The organism is Rhodococcus sp. YH3-3 (assembly GCF_001653035.1).
In the GTDB taxonomy this organism is placed as follows: Bacteria; Actinomycetota; Actinomycetes; order Mycobacteriales; family Mycobacteriaceae; genus Rhodococcus_F; species Rhodococcus_F qingshengii.
This window is the reverse complement of record NZ_BCWH01000003.1, coordinates 363,277-383,519: the sequence shown is the minus strand read 5'-3', so window position 1 is coordinate 383,519 and position 20,243 is coordinate 363,277. Positions and strand designations below refer to the sequence as shown.

The window sequence follows — 20,243 nt, the reverse complement described above, 5'->3', positions numbered from 1 at the left end:
GAACCAGGCGACGCGATTGCGCACGCTAGTCCAATCCTCAGACATGGAAGGTTAACTCTCTTGAGCCTGCTTGATGACATCAACACCCAGATCGAGAAGACGATCAAGACATCAATGACTGTCACGACGCGGTCATCTACTTCGTCAGACACGTCGGTTCCAAAACCAGAAGACCTTGCTTACAATGGCGGAAAGATCATCTCCGCCACCTATCTCTATACCGACATGCATGATTCGTCGACCCTCGCAGCTACGGCATCGCGTGAAGAAGCTGCCCGAGTCTTTCGTGGGTTCCTCAACGTAAGCACCAAGATTATTCGCTCGCTCGACGGTCACATCAGGAGCTTCGACGGGGATCGAGTGATGGGGGTGTTTACCGGCCCCGACAAAGAAGATCGCGCTGTGAAGGCTGCAATGCGGATCAAGTGGGCGGTTGACACTCACGTAACTCCCGCCATCCACGCCGAGATCCCCTCACTGAAATCAAACGGCTGGAATCTCAAACAATCAAGTGGAATCGCCACGGGTAAAACACTTCTCGCGCGTGCAGGATTCCGTGACAACGACGACATGATCTCCATTGGCGTAGCCCCCAACCTTGCTGCAAAGCTCAGTGACATTCGCAGCACTGGCGACGATGCTAAATTCGTGACTCGAATCGGGAAGGGTACTTACTCTGGCTTGTCAGACGTCGCCAAGTTGTCGAATGGAAAGGACATGTGGCAAGGGACATACACAAAGACGTTTGGTGGTAAGGAGTACGCTTACTATCGCTCGTCGTACCATTGGTCGTTCAAATGACTGCTCCCGATCCCGTTGATACGGCCTGGAAGATCCACTCCGCACTCACCGACTGGACGGGCAAGGTCGACACAAAAGCTTCGTTCGCACTGACGATCGAAAGTGCACTCCTCGTCGGAGTGATCACGCTCTCGAGCAAAGATCGAGTGTTCGAGCACCTGAGTGGATGGGCAGTGGTCTGGTACGTCATCGGTAACTCTCTGCTTGTTCTAGGAGTTATCTGTGCGGCCTGGGTCGTTCGTCCTCGACTCCGATCGTCAAACCTCGTGCCCGAGTCGCAAAGCAACTTCATCTACTTCGGTCATCTACGTGAGTTGACTCCCGATACCGTGCAGGACCACCTGGAAAACACACCGATCCTGCCTGCCCTGTCTAAGCAACTAGTGGAGATGAGCAAGATTGCGTGGATTAAGCACCGCATGGTTCAGGTATCGATGACCCTTGCACCTGTCGGCGTCGTCTTCCTAGGGTTCAGCGCAACCTACTGATCGCTGGAGGTGGGGTGAAACTGGTTCAAGCCCCGCCCTCACGATCTTGTCCGTCGTACTGAACACCGCACGGATCGCCTTGTCGTCAGGCTTCGATAGGTTGAGGTGCAGATTCAGGCGTATGGCGACCAGCCTTGATGATCTTCTCCGCTACTCGTATGACTCGGCCGGCAGATTCGGGTGATGGTTTCTGATCTTTCATCCAGGTCTGCACATAGTGGCGACTCTCGGCAGCGTTGAAAAGTGCTAGCGCCCCAAGACGATTCAGGACAATGTACGCGCTGCCTTCGGCCTCAAACTCACGCTCGCCACGGTGCTGCAGATAGTCGGCATGAGCATCGGGAACAGTGTGTCCCGCTTCGATGTGACTCCACTCGTGGATCTTTGTCTTGAACGGGTAACGAGCGACTGGGTTAATCGCATAGTTGCGGTTGATGGACCACCCTTGGATATTTCCGTCGTGGCCTTCGAACGGAACCTCATCCACCTTGAGATTCTGCATGGCGAGAGTCTCGCTCCACTCAGGTAGCTCAATCGCTGGCAGTGGTTCACCCTCCGTGTCAGATGCACGGATCATGCTCTTGGACAGTACGAATCCCGTGAGGCGCTGTTCTTCCTTGCCCTGATCGTTCTCTTCCTTCCTGAAGACTGGACGGCGGATGTAGGCGGCCTTTGAGCCCTTCTTGACGGTGCGCCCATAGTCCTCGCCCCAGCGCTTCAGAGTGTTCACCGGCTCATCGACACCCTGCATCATGAGCAACGCTTGATTGCCGAGACTTAGGTTCACATAGCGGGTGTACGTGTCGCCCTGTTCTCCTGGCATGTTGAGGATCTGGTCAAGTAAGTCGAGGTTGGTCGCTTCCAACAGCTCGGGTGGGACTTCAGCTCGCTTGTATTTTCTTTTGGATTTGGTTCTTTCCATATGGGGCTAGTTAGCTACCTCCTGATTAGTATTGAGGGCGTCAAGACACCTGCCGAAGAATATTTCCTCAGCCACTCTCCGCACGGTAGTAGCGTCGTCCTTATTCGCAAAGGTGCCAAGATTGATGCGCGTATACATTACGTTTATGTAGACATTCCAATTGCTATTTTCTTTATTGAAGTACAGGCCTTTCACTCCCGATGTATTCCTACTGCCAATCCCAGTATTCACTTGCTGTTCGAAATAGGTTGACCAGCGGCAGTTTTCAGGCGAATACCCCAGCGATCCATCAATTCTGTCCAGGGTTGTACCTTTCGGGCGATTGCCCATATCGATCAAAAATCGCTCGAAGCCACCCTCACCTAGCTGTACGAGGCACGGACGTTAGTTACGCGATGCCGGCGGTAAGCGGCAGGCGGTCGTCCTCCGCGTGTTGAATGCGGTCGGTGGTAATTATAGTGAACATTCCAGATTTCGACGGCAGTGCGCCGCTCGGCTTCGCTGGTGTACTCGCGGGAGTACAGCAGTTCTTCGGCGAGGATACGGTTGTAGCGTTCGACCTTCCCGTTATGTTTCGGGGTGTACGGCTTGATGCGGTAGTGCCGCGTTTCTCGCAGTGAAGATGTGAAATCTGCTGCCCTGTAGCATGATCCGTTGTCCGTGATCACGCGCTCGATACGGGTGATGCCGTGGGCGGCGAAGAAGAATCGGGCGTTGTTCATGAAATCGATGGCTGTTGCTGCGGTTTCGTTGTCGCGGGCCTCGGTGTACGCCAGGCGGGTGTTGCCGTCGATCGCGGAATGCAGGTAGGTGTAACCGACACGGGCCTGCTTGTTCTTCGTTTTCCTACGCTGGGATCGTTTGGCCTTGTCGGACCCACGGCCGTGGGCACGCCAGCCTCCACCGTCCGGGATTTTCCCGACCTTCTTGACATCGACGTGCACCATTTGACCGGGCCGTTTTGCGACGATGACCTGTGGTTTTCGGTTGGTTTCGCCGTTCGGGTCGATGAACCGGCGACGGTGCAATCCTAGGTTCCGCAGAATTTTCGTGACTGTTCGACGAGCAATGACGATGCCGTCGGTACGCAGTTCGAACGTGATGCGCGAGGCCGACCATTTCCGGGTCCGGCGCATCGCTTCGATCTCGGCCACGACCTCCGTTGCTGTGGCAGTCGGGTGATGTTTCGGTGCGCTGGACCGGTCCTGAATTCCCAGGTCACCGTATTTGCGATACCGGTTGACCCACTTGGAGGCGCATTGGCGGGAGATACCCATTTCGGCGGCTACGTGGGCGATCGGACGACTCTGGCACCGCTCGATCAGGCGGCGTCTTCCTTCAACAGTAAGTGGGGCATTACGGTGTGTCACAGGGCTGGTCCTTTTTGGTCGAGAACGGTTGTGTCGCAACTCCCATTCTTACGCCGAGGACCAGCCCGTCCCCTTCAGTCCCGCGTCAGCAACGTCCATACCCACAACACCTAGCCATCGCTCTGCAATCGTTCTGCCACATGCGCCATAGCTTTGATAATCTTTCCGATTTGGATTCTGGCACCGACCTCTCATTGAGTTGTAACTATGACGCTCCGGGCTGGTGTATTGTTTTTGATAGTGCGCGTTGCACATCCTCACCGATCTAGCCTGCCGATCACATTCCCCCACGCTGCATGACGACGCTCGCGTTAGGTTGATTGTTGGTTTAGTAGGGTTGGTCATTAGAGGCCTCCTTGTTCTCGTTAAAATGACCTTCACACCAACCCATGACTATCCAACTCGCGCCATCTGTCGGTCGTATGAATTTCCTTGGCGCGATCGTCCCTTTATGTGGCGATTTAAACCCCAATTTCTTTGCGATACAACTCATTACTTCTTATCTCCCCCATATAGGGCTTTAACGTCATCCAGCATGACCATCTTGTCTTCACTACCGTCGGTGAATTTGTAGGTCTGTAGCTGATCGACTTGTTTATTAAATGCCTTCTTTATAGCTTCGATGTTCTGGCGACTTATCGTCTCCATTTTATTGCACACGATACAACTATTGACATGCTCCGATATGCCTTCGTGATTCTCGTGTTTAGTATTCATCCAGTCCTGATCGAACCGATGATTGTCGAGTATCTCTCGTAGCTCTTTATCGAACTCTGACTCTGTAGGGGTGTTAGTCATTACTACCCCCATAGACGCCCTGTCATTCGTTCGTCTTCAGCTTTTTCAACTTCGCGAATCAGTTGAGCGCATCTCTTTGAAGACATACAAAGTTCTCTTGAGTATGTTGGGTCAGCATTACCGTGCATCTCACCTGTCTCTAGATTCCAAATCGTAATTTTATGTGGCGCGAACGCACCGTCACGCAATGTATCTGCCCGCTCCATGAATATCATTTGATTGTCCGGCACGGACTCCGAAACGATCAAATCGAATGTCGGAAGTAAAGATAGATTCTTTAGGTTATATTCAAGCTTCTTCATCCCCGCTCCTCCAAACTCCCCGCGAGATACCCGAACGGATCATCAGCTACAGCGACAGTCTGGGTACGAACCATCCACTCCTCACCCCAAAGTGCTCGGCAGAAGTCGTGGTTCATCAGCAAGATCCCCAGTACTGCACGAGGTGGCATGTTCCACTGGTTAATCAGATCCATGGTTCCGAAGAGTGCAGGGTTGTCGTAGCCGTTGGAGTTGGCGAGTTTGATTGCAGCGCGCAGGGTTTGGGTTGGGGTCATGAGGTGACCTCCAGGAGTTCTGGATTCTCGTGGATGTTGCCGATGACCTCGATGCCACTGACTTGCAGTGCGTCATAGAAGTACTTCTCACCATCCCCGTTGGTGAATGCTTCACGAAACGCGAACGTGGCGGTGTTGTCTCTGAAAGTCGAGATGAACGCCTGCGACCCCTTACCTGGCCAGTTCTTGGTCGCCCTAACTATGTCGCCCTCGTAGATCTCCACGCCGTCCTTATCCTTCAGACCTGTAAACCGATCGAACTTGAAGTCTGGGTCCTTTCTGGCAAGGTCATACAGCGTCGAGATATTGTCGAGAAGCCCCTCGCCTTCAACAGAATCGATAATCAGGGTGAAGGGCGTAAAGTACACGAACCGTTTACCGTCCCATGCTCGGAGTTTGATGCGATGACTCATGCCATCTCCCCCGCCCAGTCCTCATAAGCAGCTTCGAGCTTCTGGTAGTCAGCGATCACCTCTTCCTCGGACTTGTACGCACCTACGTGAACGAAGCCATCGTCGGTTTCAACGAGGAGGTAGTGACCGATTAAGGCAGACGGATCAGCGAGGTCGGCAGACTGGATGGCTTCCTCGAAGTTGGTTGTCAGCTCTTGGAGTTCGGCTTCACTGTTGCTGATCCTGGCGAAGTAACTCGTGGTAGATGCGGTGTCCCCTGAGCTTTGGTTGGCCCAGCCTTCTAGTGAGAGGTGATGCAGGACTTCATCGCGAAGTGAGGAGTACTTGGTGCTGATGTACTCGGGTGTGGATGTCTTTTCTAGATTCATATATTCATGTTTCTCCTATGCAAATAACTATGAGCCAAAAGACCAATAAATGCAATAGCGAAATGATCGGACTTATCCACAGCTTTCAACTTTACTATTGCAATTCTTTAGACTTTGTGTTTAAATAAGTAGCGTAATGATAGTTAAAACAAACGGTTCACTAAATATCCCCCTAACAGCAAAGATCACCCTTACCCCGTACGTTCGCAAGTACGCAGATAAGATCGATTACTTATTCACCCATCAGACGATGGACGGCTACACCCCCTCTTCGAATCGCTAACCCCACCTCGCGATTCTCCCCATTCCCCACCCCCGAGACTCGCCATCCCCTTTCTCGCAATCTCGCATAAAATGGGTCGAAATCCGCATTCGGCTATTTGTCCCGTGCGCGATTTTCCAGAGAATTGGGAGGCCACCCATGGATACCGCCAACACCACCGCTTTCGATAGGTCACGGGGACTCTCCCTTGACGATCTTCTCCCCGAGTCTCAGCGGGTACACACACCAGAACCCGAGTACGAGATCTACGAGCCGGAACAGCCGCCGGCCACCCGCAGGCATCGCCCTCGCTGGCGTCGATGGACGATGGACGTTGCGCTCGTAATACTCACTCCCCTAGTGCTTTCGGAGATGGTGACGCTCTCATACCGATGGTTCACGCCACCTCGGACGTCGTTCATGCTGCAAGACGAAGGCCCGATCGTTTACCAGTACGTGGATCTCGACCACATCAGCCGATACATGATTGCGGCAGTGATCGCTCACGAGGATCAGCGACTTGGTATGCGAGCTGGTGGGTTTGAGATCAGCGACTTGACCTCTAAGGCAAGGGAATACATGGACGGCGATGCTGGAGTAGGTGGATCAACCGTCCCCCAGCAGTTGGTGAAGAATATCTTTCTTTGGCCTGGACGTAGCGCTATCCGTAAGGGACTCGAAGCAGTTATGGCGACAGAGTTCAGCTACTCAATGTCAGATCAGCGGATCTTGGAGCTGTATCTCAACTACGCACAGTTCGGTCCTGGCCTTTACGGGGTCTGTGCTGCGAGTTGGTACTACTTCAACACCCCGCCCTGGTTCATGAGTGAGTACAACGCCAACCAACTGTCGGGAGTGCTGCCTCGGCCCGCGTACATCGAACGTGCAGCAGACGGCGGGATCTACCTCGGACCCGATGCAGATCAGCTCGCTATTGAGAAGGTGAACATAGCCGCGAGGTTCAACCCTGGCTCGATCGCTGCGCTTGGTGGATGGGAAGGCACTGTTGCGACGGTGGGGATTACGGATGCAGCTCTAGATCACGCGGAAGAGCGCGGTGAAGATTCATGCTCGACCATGCCCGACAGCGTTGCTGAACGACTGGAATCCGAATTCGGCCAACGCTGATCAGTCACGAACGTCGTCAGCGATGCGAACAGACGCGTGGATGTCGTCATAAGTGTCAATCAAATCGTTGACGATCGACTGCAACCCACGGTTGAGTTCCCGTTCCAGTGCATCGATATGTAGCTCGAAGAGAACTATCTGATCCATCTCAATGACCGTCGAAACCAGCTGACCCTCAGGTTCCAACACGAAGTACTGACTGAACCCACGACCAAGCTGCTCAGACCGATCCTCAAGCGTCGAAGGGCCTATGAAGTAGCCAAGTTCGCTCAAGCAACGCCTGACGAATGCCATCGTTCGGTCGTACAACTCGTAGATCCCGATCTCTGAATCGAGTCCCATACTGATAAAGAGCCGGTGCATGATGTACTCCCGTGCGCTGATTGGTCCCACCAGCTTAATCACGACCGCGACAGGGCGATTGGCCGCAACAACTAGTAACAGATAACTGCGCGAGAACCCGTGGCACCGGCGTTGCTGACGGTGTGCCGTGGTAAGACTTCACCATGAAATGGCTCCTGATCGTGGTCTTGGTTGTCGGTGTCTTCGTCACCCTCGCTGGCGGCACTGGCATCTTCGAGTCACTGAACAAGCCAGCTAAGAAGGGTTGGTTCGAGTCTGACAAGAGCTTTGCCGACAAGAAGGCAGCGAAAACGTCGGAACTCCAACTTGGCATCAAGATGATGGTCGTCGGCTTGGTGCTTGCGATCGGTTCGGGCGTTGCACTCGCGCTCTAGACGTTGCGAACTAGTTCAGGTGTGCTCTCGCTACGCTGGTCGATGTAGTCACGCCAGTACTCGGGGCGAGGGCAGTAGTTGAAACGAAGGTTCGTCTCGGTGCCTGCTGTTTGGATTAGAAGATTGCCGTAACCGCCAACGAACGCCAACGGTCCCCCACGCTGCACGTTGAGGTCTTCGATCTCATTCCAATCGCAGTGTGTCTCGCTGCTAAAGAACAGACTCCCCCAGTTCTTGATCGTCACACCGCTGTCGTTGAGTGTCATCGAGTGGAGGTTGTAGACGATGGCCGTAACTGCTGTTGAGATCAGGACGACGACGCCCATCAGCTGGAGAATCGCAATCGGTGTCGTGTCCCGTGGGTTCTGAGTGTGAAGGAAGTACGCCAGTCCATAGATGAATCCAGCGATCAGAAGTCCAACCAGAATCAACCCAGCTAGGCCAAAGAGACTGCGCCGGATAATGATTGGTTGGCTACCCATATGTTCTTAACGTACGACAATGCTTGAAATATGTCACTAGGAACGCACAGAAGGCCGCTCGTGGGGTTCGAGCGGCAAAGATGGGTGTGTGGTCATGTCGGCTTACTTCTTCGCAGCGTGACCGCTTACAGCGTTAAGGCCCAGTTCCACTGCGTCGTACTGCTTGATGTAGATCGACTCACGTTCATAAGGGTCATGTTCACTCGGCTTGAACACCTCCAGCACTTCGAACGTGAAGTCGGTGATGCTGCTCGCCTGTACGAGTTGATGGAATGGCGATCCGCTCTGCGCCTTGATGTGCTCCCACCAGCGCTGCATCAACCAACGTGTGGTCACGCCGATGTACCTCTTTCCGCTCGGCTTGTGGGTGATCATGTAGACGGTCGCGGTGTTGTAGCTATCCACCGCCGTTGCCTCGAAGCGGATGTCGTAATGCTTCTGGCACTCGCTAGAGCAGAACTCAGGTGAGCCGCTCATGCGAAACTTCGCCTTCTCGATCTTCGTGTACTCGTTAAGGCACTCCCTGCACCTGTGCGGGGTCAACCAGATGTCATGCCAGTAGTCGTTGAGTTCATGGATGCTAGTGATGAACCGTTCAGTATCAGGCACTTTCGCCGTCATCTTCTCCCGCACCTTCGGCATGTAATCGAAGTCCTTCAGCACCAGCTCTTTGACATCAGCTTTGCTCTCAGCTTCGTAGATCTCGGTGAACACGCGTTCGTGAGCGAAGCCAAAGTTCTGGTCACCATGAAGTCGATCGGTGATGTAGACGTAGAACTTCGCCACGTCAGCCCCTCACCACCAGCTTGTTTCGCCCACGCTTGTTCACGATCCGAAGTCCTGTTCCCTGGAGCGTCGGACGCAACAGGGAGAGAAAGGCTTTCAATCCTTCCGGATCTACCAAACCGACTACTTCCCAAACGCGGTTGAACGCACGTGCCGTCTCTTCGAAGTGTTGGGTGAGTGCCTCTAACGATGAATCGCTGTCAGGTTGAGTGATCTCAAGTTCTACTGACACTGGTCTCAGCGTCGGCGCGTCACGTAGCTCTTCGATCGACGGGGCGATCTTGAGTGTCACTGTCATGACGACTCTTCCAGCAGGTGAGGATGCTCGTAGAGGTTGCCAACTACCTCGCGACCGTCGCAGTCGGCATGAGTCAACCAGTAGTTGTTACCGTCAGATAGATCTTCTTCCAGTGCAAACCACTTGAAGGCCGACGATGACTCGTGCCATTTAACGACCCCTAGTTCGAACGAGTACTCATCAGGCGCTTCTCGGAACTTGAGCCGTACGATGTCGCTGTCGTAGATCTCGATGCCGTTCTTGTCCATTAGGCCGGTGAACTCCAAGAGAGTCAGGTCACGGATGTGCCGCCCTGCGTGTCTGCTCAGCACTCTGCGTGATCCGATGCGGATGTACGACCTTGGATGAGGAAAGTAAGAGAACGTACGCATCTTGTCATTACCGAGGATGACTACGACTTCATCCGGCAGCCAGTCGCCTTCCGGAACTCCACGGTGAAAGTGGCGCAACACAGACCCGTACGACCACCTGACCGATACGACGGGGTAGATCTTTTTGTTGCGACGGTCCCAAGCGCGAAACTTGATCACACGATTCATGACCGCATCCTCATCGAGTGCATTGCCGCCAACTCCTGGGTTCGTACGGCTGAGTAGTCGACAACCTGGATCATGGGAGTGATGACTTGCGGTTCAACCCGCCGCCTAGCGCCAAGCCTCATGACCAGGACGATGAACTGCACGCATTCAATCGACAGCTCACGACCGAATAGGATGATCGAGAGAGTCGTGAAGAAATCAAGGATGTTCTTCTCATCAACCGTCACAGGACTGGCCAGGATCTCCTCTCGCAGAGTTGTTTTCATGACCGCACTCCAACATGCTGCACAGTCACGGTCGTCGTCTTACCCTGCAACGTCCCAGTCTTCTGACAGATCCCCTGTTCTTTGAAGTCACCAAGCACGTTCTCTCGGTGAGACGGACTGTTCATCCAGGCAGCAACAAGACTCGCATCGTCAGGGTATGACTTCGCAAGGTTCTCCCCCGCAGTTGTGTAGCGGTAGCCGGCCTTTTCGATGAAGGTCCAGGGAGTCACGCCATCTGGTGAGGTGTGCGACCAATAGCTCTGTGCGAGCATGTGATCCGCTTTGGCGCACGCGCTCGATCGAAGTGTGTCGCTTGTTGTGAAGGGTTGCTTCCTTGCTTTGGTTCTCTCGGCGTTGACGAGGGATTCGACAGAGTTCTGGCCCTTAGAATCAGTGGACACAGCGGCCGGTCCAGCCAAAGAAGGCTCGGATCTATTCATCGTAGATATTTCAATCGGAATGAACACCACCATAACGACAATGAGACCGACCAACAAGATGATAGCTGCGGGATCGACTGCCGTGAAGTTGAAGCGCTTGAATTTCATGACTTCGCCTCATCACTCGGACACGTCGAGTCGGATGATAGAGAGGCATTGGACTCTGCCCAGGCCTTTTCCCACTCAAGTACACGCGCCATAATCCTTGCGCCGAACGTCTCCTCTTCACGCTTACCTTCCTCAGTGGGAGTTCGTAGTAGTGCCCCCATGACTACCGCTCCTCCTCGATGATCACCGTCCACTCACCATTGCCGCTTACATCGAGGTAGTAGCCGCCAGATGTTTTGTACATCAACGTATCTCCACTTACTGAAGCCATTGTGACCTCAGGGATTCCGCCGTGCTTGTCGAGAGACTTCCCCTCTGCCATCACGTAGATGTTCACGAACGGGCTGTACTCACCGTTCACTGTGTACGTGATCCGTTGCTTGGAGCTGTTCAGCTGGAAGATATCACTGCGCTTGCTTGTCGAGCCGGATAGCTCGATGACCTTGTGCCAGGACTTCTGTTGCGCGGGTGCTGATGTCGAGGTTCCAGTTGGAACTACGAGGCCAGTTGGTTGGTCGCTCTTTTGATTGAAGGCTGCGACGGTGATGAAGGCGACGATTACTAGTAGAAAGACTACGAGGCCGCGGCGGTTCTTATTGGGTTGATCGTATGAACTCATATTGCATTGATTCCTGCTTAATTTTTAGGCAAGGCAGTTTAGGGACTTACCAAGGTCACAAAACTAAACTCGTATTGCTAGTCGTAAGCCTGCCTGACTCACGGCCCGGCTCCTAAAGAACTCACGTGCACCTTCAGCCTCGGTGTCCATCACGGGATCGTCATTCTCTTGTGCGATTTCGATCATGGTCTGCGCGTGATATATAAGTTCCATGAGCTCGTCGTCGTTAACACGAACTGTATTTGATCTTAGTAACCGCTTATATAAGGGATGACGATCGTCGTGGATACTGTAAGCACCACACTCATCCAGTCGACTTCGCAGTTCACTTGCCATCTTGCTTGGTATTGTTACTTGGGTTGTGTTCATAGCTTTATTGCCTTTCTATGATTATCTTTTCTATAAATAACTATGAGCCAAACTAACGATAAATGCAATAGCGAAATGAGAGAAGCTGTGGAAAACTACGACCATAAGTAATCAACAGGCAATCCCGCAGGTCCCCCCGCATCCAGAGTTGCCACCCGCCAACGATAGGGAATGTCTTAGTTTTGAGTCTCTAAGCACTCCCTCTTTTGTCCGGTAAAACGGGGGGGAGTTAATAATCCAGCATTCCCTGAGTAGGTCGGACACGGCGGCTAGATCAGGGATAGCTTGAGTACTAACTCCCTTTTCCAGTTGATCGGTACAAGACTTCTCGGTGGATTCAAGACTTCAGAACACGCAAGAGCAGTAAGGCAGGGATTTGACGAGAAATTGAGCCAGGACTCACCTATTACCCTGGAGTACTCGTATAGTCACCCTGCATGAACGCTGTCGTCTCCCATCGCCCACCATCTCGTCTCCGAACATCCCTATTAGAGTGCTTCTACTGCTAGCTTTCAGGGTGGTGTCGTGGATGTTTTATAGACTTGAGGTAACGGTCAGCACTTCCACTCCGTGCGTTCACCCATATGCGTCTACCTATTCCGCCACTCACTGCTCATGTGTGTTCTGAAGTTGTTATAGACACACACCGACCACCCTCTCTCCGATGGCTAGCCGTGTTGCTTGCGCTCTCATCTAGCTTTGGCATCGATACGTTCTGGATGCCCTCAGAGTCGCTAACTCCTACTCTCTCCATCACCGCGCCCGTACGTCTTAGCGTTTAGTGTCACCCGATGCCCACGTTGTCCTGGAATCTGTCAATCCATGCTCTTACTGGTAATTATCCCAGCGTGGAGGGTGGCGGATGCGTGTCTATAACTTGCCGAATTGTAAAGGTAGCTAGAGTTAGCAGAGCACTATCAGTACAAAGCGAGGGTTGTTACGATACCCCTAAAACGCTGAGCCGTTCATTTCATCACTTCTTTATGCTCGCATCCGAACCGTAACGGTCTTCAAGTCTCCCACGAGATACAAGAAAAGCACCCCTTACGGAGTGCCTTAGCATCTATCTTCACGTCCTATTATATAGAAACCTCAATAAATTGCAACGCCCTCCGAGGTAAATCTCAGGAGCAAGACTTACACCATTTGAAGATAGATGCTTGCTGTACTTCATTATAAGCAGATCGACACAATTTGCAATACTTGACGTTTTCCATATTCCACAATCCCCCGCCTCATGCCATACTGAAGACAGCATGGTGGATAACGAAAAACAACTCCCTCTTACCAACAGACGCATCGTCATCCCTCAAACGCCGTCACCCACCACAGACGCAGCAAGACAAGCTGATCTCGCAGAGAACCTGAAACGCCACAAAACTTTCATGATGAACTACGATCGTCGTAATATGTATAGGAGGCCTAGCCCCGCCCGTAAGGGTGCCTCAGACAAGAAGAACCCCGCTAAGTAGCGGGGTTCTTCTTTAGTTTGCAAGTGCTATGGAGGCCAGCAGGAGGCCGAGCAAACTTATAAACAGTGCGGAGTCATCTCCGGCCGCTCTGCGTCTGTAGAGCACAGGGTTAGGCCTGACCGACTTCTTACTTGGGGCGAGATCCATGATCTCGCCCGTTCTCGTATCAACGATTTGCCGAACTGTCACGTTCGAGCCTCGCAAGCCGCTTTCTATTCTTAGATATACCTGACGATAGACCACTACAAAGAGATGACGGCAGCTGTCCACCCTTACCCATCATGCCTGGCATGCCCTGCAGCTTGTGTAGATTCCTTCTCATATCCTCACCAAGCAGCGACTCGTCCGCATGCCCAGCTTTTACAGACAAGTTATAGGCCTTTATTTCATAGCGCAGTTTTTCAGCCTTGGCTATCTGTTTTCTCAGCCGATCGATCGCGTCCGCGTCATCGTCATAGATTGCGCGGTCTACGGCAGATCGAATGTTACTTGCCTTGGACTTCATCTCTTCTGACTTCTGCGAGTTCTCCACGCCGCGATCCATGGCACCGATTACTCGATCACGGTGTCGCAGAGATGCACGTTCAGAGTGATGCCCTACTAGTACTGGTTGGCCAAACGGTACATCCTTTACCAGATTACGAACCGTAGTGAAGTTGTCTTCTGCCTTGGCTGCTCGTTTCTCTGCCCATTCTTCAAGTCGAGCGGCCCTTGCTAATCTTCGTTCCCTATATGTCATATTCAAATCTCCAGCTTTTATATTGTTATTCAGGTGTCGCCACCTCTATACCTATTATCTCACCACCCCCGCAAATAACCAATAGCCAAAGCGTTGTGCTATCTACCTCAAGAGCTGTGGAAAACTCGACAACAACGCAACTGATATAAAGCCCTCAGGTGACTGCGGTGCACGACGGAGGATAGTTCTCAACTCATCTGCCCGAGCCTCGTCACAGGCCAGAAAAAGCACGCTAGGGAACACATCGAGCGGGTACTCAGCCGAGTGTTCGAGCGCGTACTTGTAACGGTCGACTTTTTCAAGGATCTGCTTCTGTCGTTCACTGCCCATATCTACCTCCAGCCACAGCACCACTCGCTCGCGCTTCTCCCGCAGTCCAAGCTCGACATACAAATCAGGGCGAAGATCAGCACCAGCAACATCAATCCAACTGTCAGGCTCAGTCCCGTAAGTCAGTACATCCACCCACTTCTCGCGCTCAGCCTGTTTGATTGCCACGTAAGCATCAGCGATTGCGAGAGTGTGGGGGTTCAATGTCCGCTGCGGTCGGTATCGAGTACTTGAGTACATGCGCCAAGCGTTCGGCCCGAGGGCATAGCAATACCGCTGCGATCCCCCACGAGCACCACCAGGCAACATCTGATTGACACGGTGCAGCAAGCCGAGTCCAGTTAGTCGTCGCAAAGCATTTGAGCATGGCGTTCTGGATGCAAGTTCGGAAAAGATCAGGGCATCAATATGTCCGCTGGACAGCTGAGAGAAGCGACTGACCAAGTTGAGGATCTCCCTGTCGCGGGCAAGTAACTGCATAGAAGAACGATACAGGTACTGAACGGCAGCGTGCGGTGGTTCGTCTCCGCTGGTAGGAGGCTCCAAGGGTATGTCTCGACCCTGGGGGCTGCCTGGTGGCTGGTACTGGGTTGAAACATAGCTCATCTCCTTAACATTTAACCACACAATGTCATGAACTGAGTTTTCCACAGGTCACATTTCGCTATTGCATAATTTACGTGTTTGGCTCATAGTTATTAGTGAATCAACGCAGCACATTGTGAGCTGGACAGACTAACCGATTCGACACACAAGACATTAAGCAGGGGGCTGTAACTAAATAGATGGAAGATTCTTAAATTATGAACAAACCGAACGAGAGATACCCGAAGCAAGTCCGCAAATGGGGAACCAAGAAATCAATGTTCAGCGTCCTGTTTCCAGCTACACGAGCTAAAGCAGTCGATGTGCGAGCGGAGAAGCTGACCGAAGAACTTGGGCACACAGTGTCGCGATCCATGGTCCTAGATGATCTAGTGATGAGAGATCCCGACCTGCAGCGGATAGAGAAACAACTTAATAAGGAGATTGCAGATGGCAGAAAAGGAAAAGCAGGAAGAACCAAGCGAGGTTAAGAAGCCAGCAGAGATGCCGGCTGCGCCTGAGCTTCCCCTTCTAATGCCACCAGCCATCGCAGCAGCTCTTGTAAAGCTTCAGGGCGAGGTTAAGACGGTCATCAAAGGCGCAAAGAACGCACACTACGGCAATACTTACGCCGAACTTGCAGACGTCCAAAATGCCGCTCTTCCACTGCTCTCGAAGCACAAACTAGCACTCACGCAGTGGGTGATGTCGAAGGACGGCAAGCACTTCCTCCGCAGCTACCTGGTACACGAATCAGGTGTGGGAGTAATGCATGACACTGACCTTCTACTGGTCAAGAACGATCCTCAAGGACTGGGTTCAGCAATCACGTATCAACGGCGACAGACTACGATGGCGATTCTCGGACTATCTGCAGAGGACGATGACGACGACGGGAACAAGGCCGCCAACCGGCAGGCTAAGCCCACCGACGAACAAATCAGCGAGATCCGACAACTGTGCGTAGATCTGAAGTTTCCAAAGGAGCAGATCGATACTCGTCTCGTGTCCCTCCGAACAGAGGACCACGCAACTGTAGCGATCGCGAATCTACGCAAGCTTGTGTCCGAGAAAGCACGAATCTTGAGGAATGACGAAACGCCTGCCACACCTGTATTCACTGGTGATCGCGACCAAGTTGTACCGAACGAGATCATCGTAAAGACCTCTGGTAAGGACGATGTAGTTCTGAACCTCCAACGACACATGTTGGATCTACCTATATCGGACAAGGCACGGCGCAACCTGGTCGGTCACGTGACTGGAAGTAAGTTCGGGACGAGCAAACCCTTCCTGAAGAACTGTACGGCTGAAGAGATCACCGCGATCGCTGAAGCAGTTGAGGAAATCAAAGCGGGAACGTATGACCTACCACCCGAGTGGACTGATGACAGCATCACTCCCCCGGTAGAGACTGCGTAATGAGTCTCGCCTGGTGGAACGATCCACGGGAGGTTCGTCAATACGAGATGGAAGCTGACGTTCAACTAGACAACCCGAAACCGCTATCAGAGCACGAGAAATCGTTGCTTCAAGCGATAGGGACGCTGCTCGCAGCATCAAGCAGGTCAAACGAGCCAGCGCAATAACAATTAGAGAGGTGGAGACCTCGGGAGAAACCAACTATGCCAGCAAGTGGCTCAACCAAGATCAATAAGGAGAAATTCGACAGCATCGTTGCACGATCGAAGAAATCAACTCCAGAAGAAATCGCAATGCAAACCGGGTACAAGGTATCTACGGTCAACCTCATCCGCCGGGCGAAGACCTGGGAGGAGTTCCAAAGACGCCGGAACGCACAAGCGCAGCGTATATCTGCCAAGAGAGCAATGAACCCAGCACCGCGACCCGTTGCGACAAAGACACACCGCCCACCAAAACCTATGAAGGCTCCTCAGCCCACCCCTGAGCTGCGTCATGATGAAGTGACTGCCCACATGCTCAACGAGGCGTATGAAGAGAGCCAGGCTACGAATCGTCAGTTAACGGCATTGGTCGAGAAGCTATCCGAGCGACTTGAAGATCTGAGCCTGCAACACGACTCACTCAAGCTAGATAACCGACGCAACCAGTCTGCGATCAAGGCACTTCAGGACGCTGATTCTCGAAGCACGGTGGCGATCAACAGGAGCAACCGTTCATGGTTCCCGTGGAGCAACAGGTGAGCGGTACGAAGGCCGGCGGGCTAAAAGCTAGGGACCGTAACCTCGCGAAAGACCCAGATTTCTACAAGAAGATCGGCGCGATCGGTGGACGTCTGGGCACGACTGGCGGCTTTGCTGCCGACCGCAAGCTAGCACGGATCGCAGGTGCGAAAGGTGGACGAATAAGTAAACGAGGAAAGAAGGAGGTGAAGGATGAGCAAATTTAGAAAAGGCGATCAGGTAAGGATGATCAGCAAATCCATCTACGGAGATCTACGAAGCAGCAATGTCCATAAAAGAAGTGTCAACGGAATCTGCTGGATTACCGAGGTTGGCTCCGAGGGCCCTAACACCTATACCGTTCACGAACTTCAGTCTGGTCATGGTGGAGACTTTTTCACTGAGGCAGACTTGCAACCAATAAACTACGGAGTAACAATTATGAAACGACGAACATTTAAACTAACCAAAGAACTACCAGAACTCACCAAAGGCGCACTCGTACAAGAGAAATGTGACGACGGAGACCAGGACTACACCGTCCTCGACCAGAGCTTCATCAAGTACGAAGACGAGCATGGACGCAAGACCGTCACCTACCCCCGCAAAGCTGTTGAAGACGAGCCGAACTACTTCGTCGAGGTGTTTGCCGTAGAACCTGCCTACATGACGCAAGACGAGCTGGATCAGTTCGAGGCATTCAAGATCAGCGCGAAGAAGCCGGCCAAACGCACCTCGATCAAGACCACGGCTGCGAAGCCTGTCGGACGACCGAAGAAGGTGACAACTGCAAGGAAAGGAACAAAGGCATAGTCGTGAGGAATCGAAACATCTCCGGTAGCCGATCGTTAAGGGTGCAGAACACCCGCAATCTCGACCAGTTCAAGACATTGCCAGGTAATCGATCAGTCAATCCAGCTCACGCTGTTGAGCTGCAGAATCTCATACTTGAGAACGGGAATCTGACAGGCCAGTTTCCGATCGTTGTCACCAAGGACATGTACGTCATCGATGGCCAACACCGTCTGGCAGCACTGCGCGAACTTGGATATGACGTTTCATACATCGTGCAACCTCACGCCAATATCGACACCGTTCGACATATCAACAGGGGTGGCCGCAACTGGAGTTGGCGGGACATGGCGGTCTCATACGCTGATCTCGGAAACACCGAGTACGAGTGGTTTCTATCCTTCGTCAATAAGTTTGGCCTGAGCTATCGATGCGCCATGTTGATCGTGGGAGAGGCGGCGTGTGGCGGACGAGGCATGGCGGCAAGCCCGTTCATGGCTGGAGAACTAGTGATCAACGACAGGGCGCGTGCCTACGAAGTCGCAGTACTTCTTCACGAGGTGCTTCAGGCTGCTGGTGCAGATCGTTTCGGCGAGCCGTTCAGCCAGGCTGTTGTCGGTGTCATCAAAAGTCCGCAGTACGACCACAAAACGATGATCCGCAAGCTGACTCGATTCGGTTACCAGCTCCCTGATCGTGCGGTCGTCCTTGAATACAAGCGGCAACTCGAGAAGATCTTCAACAAGGGAGTGGCTGAGGAAAGCAAGCTGAGACTGTTCTAGCAATGACGGGTGAACACCAACCCCGTCACCCACGTTGTCGATCGATCATCCAATTTAAGCCAACCAACACCGAAGGAGGTGATATGAAAGCAACGAAATTTCAAGTAGGACAGAAGGTACGCTGTATTACTCCCAGAGATCCACAGGAGAGTAGAGGTGGAGCTGGCTGGACATTTGGCCGGGTATTCACTATCGCCAGAGTGAGCTCAAATAACTGGAGTGAGAGCGACACCGTCTACTACAACGACACCGATGGCAACGGCGTATACAGCGGGCACTTAGAACTCGTCCGTAGCGTCAAGACGTTTGACAACCTCGAAGTAGGCGATCTGATCGAAGCAGAGTTCGGACAAACCAAGATGGTCATCGACGTTTTCCCAAATAGCGCAGCTCTTAGTAAGGCTGACGATCTCGACGTGGTGGATGCGCTTTGGTCGGTTGCGGAACTAAAAGCTAGAGGCTGGACAGTCAAACAAGACACCCCACCTGAAGAGATCACCGAACTCTCCATAGCCGAGCTAGAGAAGAGGCTCGACCTCACAGCTGGCACGTTGCGGGTGAAGAAGGACTAAAACAGAACGTGGCCGAGCCATGCTAGGGCGGTCCAGATGACCCCGATAGCCCCGCAGATCGCGAAGAACCCACTGAGCGCGGCAGCGGTTGCCCACGCTTTCTCCGTCATCGCCCACAAACTAAAGGCGAAGAGCGCAGCAACCAGCAGGATCGACAAGACAAATTCACCAAAGTTCATCGGATGACCGTACAGGTCCGCCCAGACACCAATCACCAGCAACCACCAAGAGGAGGCATATGCCAAGAGTCATCGCCTATGTGCGAGTCAGTACCAACAAGCAAGACGTGGAGAACCAACTCAGCGGCATACGCATCTTTGCCGAGCGAGAACGTATCGAGATCACTGAGACTGTGGGCGAGACGATCAGTGGCTACAAGAGCGCCCTCACCGAACGAAAGTTAAGCGAAGTACTCGAAGGGCTTGAACGCGGCGACATGCTCGTCGTGAGCGAGACCAGTCGTATCTCGCGTCGGCTTTTGGACGTACAGAACACGATCCATGACCTACTCGATCGTGGCATCGGTGTCGTCGCGGTCAAGGAGAACATCGTCTTCAAGGACGACATCAACTCCAAGGTGCTCGCGTTCGCGTTCGGACTGTCTGCTGAGATAGAGCGCAATCTCATCTCGGCACGAACACGGGAAGCGTTGGCACGTAAGAAAGCTGAAGGCATGATCCTGGGCCGGCCAGTTGGTTCGGGCAAGGTCGAAAACCTCAAGCTGTATGGCAAAGACGAGCAGATCCTCGAACTTCAGCTGAAACGAGTCTCCAAGGCCGCGATCGCTCGCATGTTTGACGTGAACCGCGAAACATTGAATCGCTACATCAAACGTCAAAATTTGGACCGGGAATTGTTATGGAGACGCCACAACAAAACCACCAATTAGTAAATATATGCAAGATCTGCTGGACGTAGTTGCGACATCAAATCGCAGCGAAAGTCAATGGGAAACTTGTTCACAGGTAGCAGCACATTGAAATAGAAAATCGTCAAGTGAACAACTTTTCTCTTGACAAACCGCTGGCATTGCTGGCCGTCGAGCGTAACTAACCATCCAAGCGAAATCGCGATGTT

The 20,243-nt window shown here is 52.7% G+C and carries 28 protein-coding genes; 11 read left to right on the top strand and 17 right to left on the bottom strand.

Annotated features, from left to right (window positions below):
* Positions 1-60: 60 nt before the first annotated feature.
* Together YH3_RS26990 and YH3_RS26985 are read left to right on the top strand one after the other, a co-directional pair.
* The gene (locus YH3_RS26990; RefSeq protein ID WP_238592711.1) at positions 61-801 is read left to right on the top strand and encodes a hypothetical protein; all 741 of its coding nucleotides are present in this window, start codon (positions 61-63) and stop codon (positions 799-801) included.
* The gene (locus YH3_RS26985) at positions 798-1,289 is read left to right on the top strand and encodes a Pycsar system effector family protein (RefSeq protein ID WP_193777204.1); all 492 of its coding nucleotides are present in this window, start codon (positions 798-800) and stop codon (positions 1,287-1,289) included. The genes YH3_RS26990 and YH3_RS26985 overlap by 4 nt, the downstream gene beginning before the upstream one ends.
* A gap of 85 nt (positions 1,290-1,374) precedes the next feature.
* Here the strand turns inward: YH3_RS26985 and YH3_RS26980 are convergent, their stop codons facing one another.
* The 6 genes from YH3_RS26980 to YH3_RS26950 form a co-directional block, all read right to left on the bottom strand.
* Complete coding sequence (locus tag YH3_RS26980) at positions 1,375-2,211, bottom strand: hypothetical protein (RefSeq protein WP_064444431.1); 837 nt, start codon at positions 2,209-2,211, stop codon at positions 1,375-1,377.
* Positions 2,212-2,573: 362 nt separating this feature from the next.
* The gene (locus YH3_RS26970) at positions 2,574-3,581 is read right to left on the bottom strand and encodes an IS481 family transposase (protein WP_154100349.1); all 1,008 of its coding nucleotides are present in this window, start codon (positions 3,579-3,581) and stop codon (positions 2,574-2,576) included.
* Between the two features lie 800 nt (positions 3,582-4,381).
* On the bottom strand, positions 4,382-4,681 hold the full coding sequence (locus tag YH3_RS35710; protein ID WP_154100360.1) for a hypothetical protein: 300 nt from the start codon (positions 4,679-4,681) through the stop codon (positions 4,382-4,384).
* Positions 4,678-4,935, bottom strand: a complete 258-nt coding sequence (locus YH3_RS26960; protein ID WP_064444428.1) for a hypothetical protein — start codon at positions 4,933-4,935, stop codon at positions 4,678-4,680. The genes YH3_RS35710 and YH3_RS26960 overlap by 4 nt, the downstream gene beginning before the upstream one ends.
* Positions 4,932-5,348, bottom strand: coding sequence for a YopX family protein (locus tag YH3_RS26955; protein ID WP_064444427.1), 417 nt, complete (start codon positions 5,346-5,348; stop codon positions 4,932-4,934). The genes YH3_RS26960 and YH3_RS26955 overlap by 4 nt, the downstream gene beginning before the upstream one ends.
* Positions 5,345-5,716 carry a hypothetical protein gene (locus YH3_RS26950; RefSeq protein WP_064444426.1) on the bottom strand — a complete coding sequence of 124 codons (372 nt, stop codon included), beginning with the start codon at positions 5,714-5,716 and terminating at the stop codon, positions 5,345-5,347. Before YH3_RS26950 ends, YH3_RS26955 begins: the two co-directional genes overlap by 4 nt.
* A 421-nt stretch (positions 5,717-6,137) precedes the next feature.
* Here YH3_RS26950 and YH3_RS26945 point away from each other — a divergent pair, with 421 nt between their 5' ends.
* The gene (locus YH3_RS26945) at positions 6,138-7,106 is read left to right on the top strand and encodes a transglycosylase domain-containing protein (protein WP_082920682.1); all 969 of its coding nucleotides are present in this window, start codon (positions 6,138-6,140) and stop codon (positions 7,104-7,106) included.
* Here the strand turns inward: YH3_RS26945 and YH3_RS26940 are convergent, their stop codons facing one another.
* Positions 7,107-7,511 carry a hypothetical protein gene (locus tag YH3_RS26940; RefSeq protein WP_064444424.1) on the bottom strand — a complete coding sequence of 135 codons (405 nt, stop codon included), beginning with the start codon at positions 7,509-7,511 and terminating at the stop codon, positions 7,107-7,109. It lies immediately after the preceding gene.
* Between the two features lie 101 nt (positions 7,512-7,612).
* Between YH3_RS26940 and YH3_RS26935 the strand changes: the two genes are divergently transcribed.
* Positions 7,613-7,843, top strand: a complete 231-nt coding sequence (locus tag YH3_RS26935; protein ID WP_064444423.1) for a hypothetical protein — start codon at positions 7,613-7,615, stop codon at positions 7,841-7,843.
* On the opposite strand, the gene YH3_RS26930 is transcribed toward YH3_RS26935, so the two are convergent.
* From YH3_RS26930 to YH3_RS35160, 9 genes are all read right to left on the bottom strand, one after another.
* A complete protein-coding gene (locus YH3_RS26930; RefSeq protein ID WP_064444422.1) occupies positions 7,840-8,274 on the bottom strand; it encodes a hypothetical protein in 435 nt (144 codons plus the stop codon). The genes YH3_RS26935 and YH3_RS26930 overlap by 4 nt on opposite strands.
* A 153-nt stretch (positions 8,275-8,427) precedes the next feature.
* Positions 8,428-9,111: a GIY-YIG nuclease family protein gene (locus tag YH3_RS26925; RefSeq protein ID WP_064444421.1), complete on the bottom strand. Its 684-nt coding sequence runs from the start codon at positions 9,109-9,111 to the stop codon at positions 8,428-8,430.
* Between the two features lies 1 nt (position 9,112).
* Positions 9,113-9,409, bottom strand: coding sequence for a hypothetical protein (locus YH3_RS26920; protein WP_064444420.1), 297 nt, complete (start codon positions 9,407-9,409; stop codon positions 9,113-9,115).
* Complete coding sequence (locus YH3_RS26915) at positions 9,406-9,948, bottom strand: YopX family protein (RefSeq protein WP_064444419.1); 543 nt, start codon at positions 9,946-9,948, stop codon at positions 9,406-9,408. Before YH3_RS26915 ends, YH3_RS26920 begins: the two co-directional genes overlap by 4 nt.
* Positions 9,945-10,214, bottom strand: a complete 270-nt coding sequence (locus YH3_RS26910; protein WP_064444418.1) for a hypothetical protein — start codon at positions 10,212-10,214, stop codon at positions 9,945-9,947. Before YH3_RS26910 ends, YH3_RS26915 begins: the two co-directional genes overlap by 4 nt.
* A complete protein-coding gene (locus YH3_RS26905) occupies positions 10,211-10,762 on the bottom strand; it encodes a CAP domain-containing protein (RefSeq protein ID WP_064444417.1) in 552 nt (183 codons plus the stop codon). Before YH3_RS26905 ends, YH3_RS26910 begins: the two co-directional genes overlap by 4 nt.
* Positions 10,763-10,925: 163 nt before the next feature.
* Entirely contained in the window at positions 10,926-11,381 is a 456-nt protein-coding gene (locus YH3_RS26900; RefSeq protein WP_064444416.1) for a hypothetical protein, read from the bottom strand.
* 2,007 nt (positions 11,382-13,388) lie between these two features.
* Entirely contained in the window at positions 13,389-13,961 is a 573-nt protein-coding gene (locus YH3_RS26895) for a DUF3560 domain-containing protein (protein WP_082920681.1), read from the bottom strand.
* Between the two features lie 102 nt (positions 13,962-14,063).
* Positions 14,064-14,771 (bottom strand): replication-relaxation family protein, encoded by a 708-nt coding sequence (locus YH3_RS35160; protein ID WP_193777203.1) that lies wholly within the window; start codon positions 14,769-14,771, stop codon positions 14,064-14,066.
* A gap of 555 nt (positions 14,772-15,326) precedes the next feature.
* Between YH3_RS35160 and YH3_RS26885 the strand changes: the two genes are divergently transcribed.
* From YH3_RS26885 to YH3_RS26860, 6 genes are all read left to right on the top strand, one after another.
* The gene (locus tag YH3_RS26885; protein WP_064444413.1) at positions 15,327-16,298 is read left to right on the top strand and encodes an ERF family protein; all 972 of its coding nucleotides are present in this window, start codon (positions 15,327-15,329) and stop codon (positions 16,296-16,298) included.
* Positions 16,299-16,501: 203 nt separating this feature from the next.
* Entirely contained in the window at positions 16,502-17,041 is a 540-nt protein-coding gene (locus tag YH3_RS26880) for a hypothetical protein (RefSeq protein WP_154100359.1), read from the top strand.
* A complete protein-coding gene (locus tag YH3_RS26875; RefSeq protein WP_064444660.1) occupies positions 17,038-17,247 on the top strand; it encodes a general stress protein in 210 nt (69 codons plus the stop codon). The genes YH3_RS26880 and YH3_RS26875 overlap by 4 nt, the downstream gene beginning before the upstream one ends.
* Positions 17,234-17,833, top strand: a complete 600-nt coding sequence (locus YH3_RS35705; protein ID WP_154100358.1) for a hypothetical protein — start codon at positions 17,234-17,236, stop codon at positions 17,831-17,833. The genes YH3_RS26875 and YH3_RS35705 overlap by 14 nt, the downstream gene beginning before the upstream one ends.
* Positions 17,834-17,874: 41 nt before the next feature.
* Positions 17,875-18,594, top strand: coding sequence for a ParB N-terminal domain-containing protein (locus YH3_RS26865; RefSeq protein ID WP_064444410.1), 720 nt, complete (start codon positions 17,875-17,877; stop codon positions 18,592-18,594).
* 83 nt (positions 18,595-18,677) lie between these two features.
* Positions 18,678-19,166 (top strand): hypothetical protein, encoded by a 489-nt coding sequence (locus YH3_RS26860; protein WP_154100356.1) that lies wholly within the window; start codon positions 18,678-18,680, stop codon positions 19,164-19,166.
* On the opposite strand, the gene YH3_RS26855 is transcribed toward YH3_RS26860, so the two are convergent.
* A complete protein-coding gene (locus YH3_RS26855; protein WP_154100355.1) occupies positions 19,163-19,345 on the bottom strand; it encodes a hypothetical protein in 183 nt (60 codons plus the stop codon). The genes YH3_RS26860 and YH3_RS26855 overlap by 4 nt on opposite strands.
* A 59-nt stretch (positions 19,346-19,404) precedes the next feature.
* On the opposite strand from YH3_RS26855, the gene YH3_RS26850 reads away from it, so the two are divergent.
* A complete protein-coding gene (locus YH3_RS26850) occupies positions 19,405-20,055 on the top strand; it encodes a recombinase family protein (RefSeq protein WP_064444407.1) in 651 nt (216 codons plus the stop codon).
* Positions 20,056-20,243 lie beyond the last annotated feature (188 nt).

What these genes read in the sequence shown, in the direction of transcription:
- YH3_RS26985 (WP_193777204.1), top strand. Translation starts at nt 798, where the DNA reads ATGACTGCTCCCGATCCCGTTGATACGGCCTGGAAGATCCACTCCGCA.
- YH3_RS26980 (WP_064444431.1), bottom strand. Translation starts at nt 2,211, where the DNA reads ATGGAAAGAACCAAATCCAAAAGAAAATACAAGCGAGCTGAAGTCCCA.
- YH3_RS35710 (WP_154100360.1), bottom strand. Translation starts at nt 4,681, where the DNA reads ATGAAGAAGCTTGAATATAACCTAAAGAATCTATCTTTACTTCCGACA.
- YH3_RS26960 (WP_064444428.1), bottom strand. Translation starts at nt 4,935, where the DNA reads ATGACCCCAACCCAAACCCTGCGCGCTGCAATCAAACTCGCCAACTCC.
- YH3_RS26955 (WP_064444427.1), bottom strand. Translation starts at nt 5,348, where the DNA reads ATGAGTCATCGCATCAAACTCCGAGCATGGGACGGTAAACGGTTCGTG.
- YH3_RS26950 (WP_064444426.1), bottom strand. Translation starts at nt 5,716, where the DNA reads ATGAATCTAGAAAAGACATCCACACCCGAGTACATCAGCACCAAGTAC.
- YH3_RS26945 (WP_082920682.1), top strand. Translation starts at nt 6,138, where the DNA reads ATGGATACCGCCAACACCACCGCTTTCGATAGGTCACGGGGACTCTCC.
- YH3_RS26935 (WP_064444423.1), top strand. Translation starts at nt 7,613, where the DNA reads ATGAAATGGCTCCTGATCGTGGTCTTGGTTGTCGGTGTCTTCGTCACC.
- YH3_RS26920 (WP_064444420.1), bottom strand. Translation starts at nt 9,409, where the DNA reads ATGACAGTGACACTCAAGATCGCCCCGTCGATCGAAGAGCTACGTGAC.
- YH3_RS26915 (WP_064444419.1), bottom strand. Translation starts at nt 9,948, where the DNA reads ATGAATCGTGTGATCAAGTTTCGCGCTTGGGACCGTCGCAACAAAAAG.
- YH3_RS26910 (WP_064444418.1), bottom strand. Translation starts at nt 10,214, where the DNA reads ATGAAAACAACTCTGCGAGAGGAGATCCTGGCCAGTCCTGTGACGGTT.
- YH3_RS26905 (WP_064444417.1), bottom strand. Translation starts at nt 10,762, where the DNA reads ATGAAATTCAAGCGCTTCAACTTCACGGCAGTCGATCCCGCAGCTATC.
- YH3_RS26900 (WP_064444416.1), bottom strand. Translation starts at nt 11,381, where the DNA reads ATGAGTTCATACGATCAACCCAATAAGAACCGCCGCGGCCTCGTAGTC.
- YH3_RS26895 (WP_082920681.1), bottom strand. Translation starts at nt 13,961, where the DNA reads ATGACATATAGGGAACGAAGATTAGCAAGGGCCGCTCGACTTGAAGAA.
- YH3_RS35160 (WP_193777203.1), bottom strand. Translation starts at nt 14,771, where the DNA reads ATGCAGTTACTTGCCCGCGACAGGGAGATCCTCAACTTGGTCAGTCGC.
- YH3_RS26885 (WP_064444413.1), top strand. Translation starts at nt 15,327, where the DNA reads ATGGCAGAAAAGGAAAAGCAGGAAGAACCAAGCGAGGTTAAGAAGCCA.
- YH3_RS26880 (WP_154100359.1), top strand. Translation starts at nt 16,502, where the DNA reads ATGCCAGCAAGTGGCTCAACCAAGATCAATAAGGAGAAATTCGACAGC.
- YH3_RS35705 (WP_154100358.1), top strand. Translation starts at nt 17,234, where the DNA reads ATGAGCAAATTTAGAAAAGGCGATCAGGTAAGGATGATCAGCAAATCC.
- YH3_RS26860 (WP_154100356.1), top strand. Translation starts at nt 18,678, where the DNA reads ATGAAAGCAACGAAATTTCAAGTAGGACAGAAGGTACGCTGTATTACT.
- YH3_RS26855 (WP_154100355.1), bottom strand. Translation starts at nt 19,345, where the DNA reads ATGAACTTTGGTGAATTTGTCTTGTCGATCCTGCTGGTTGCTGCGCTC.
- YH3_RS26850 (WP_064444407.1), top strand. Translation starts at nt 19,405, where the DNA reads ATGCCAAGAGTCATCGCCTATGTGCGAGTCAGTACCAACAAGCAAGAC.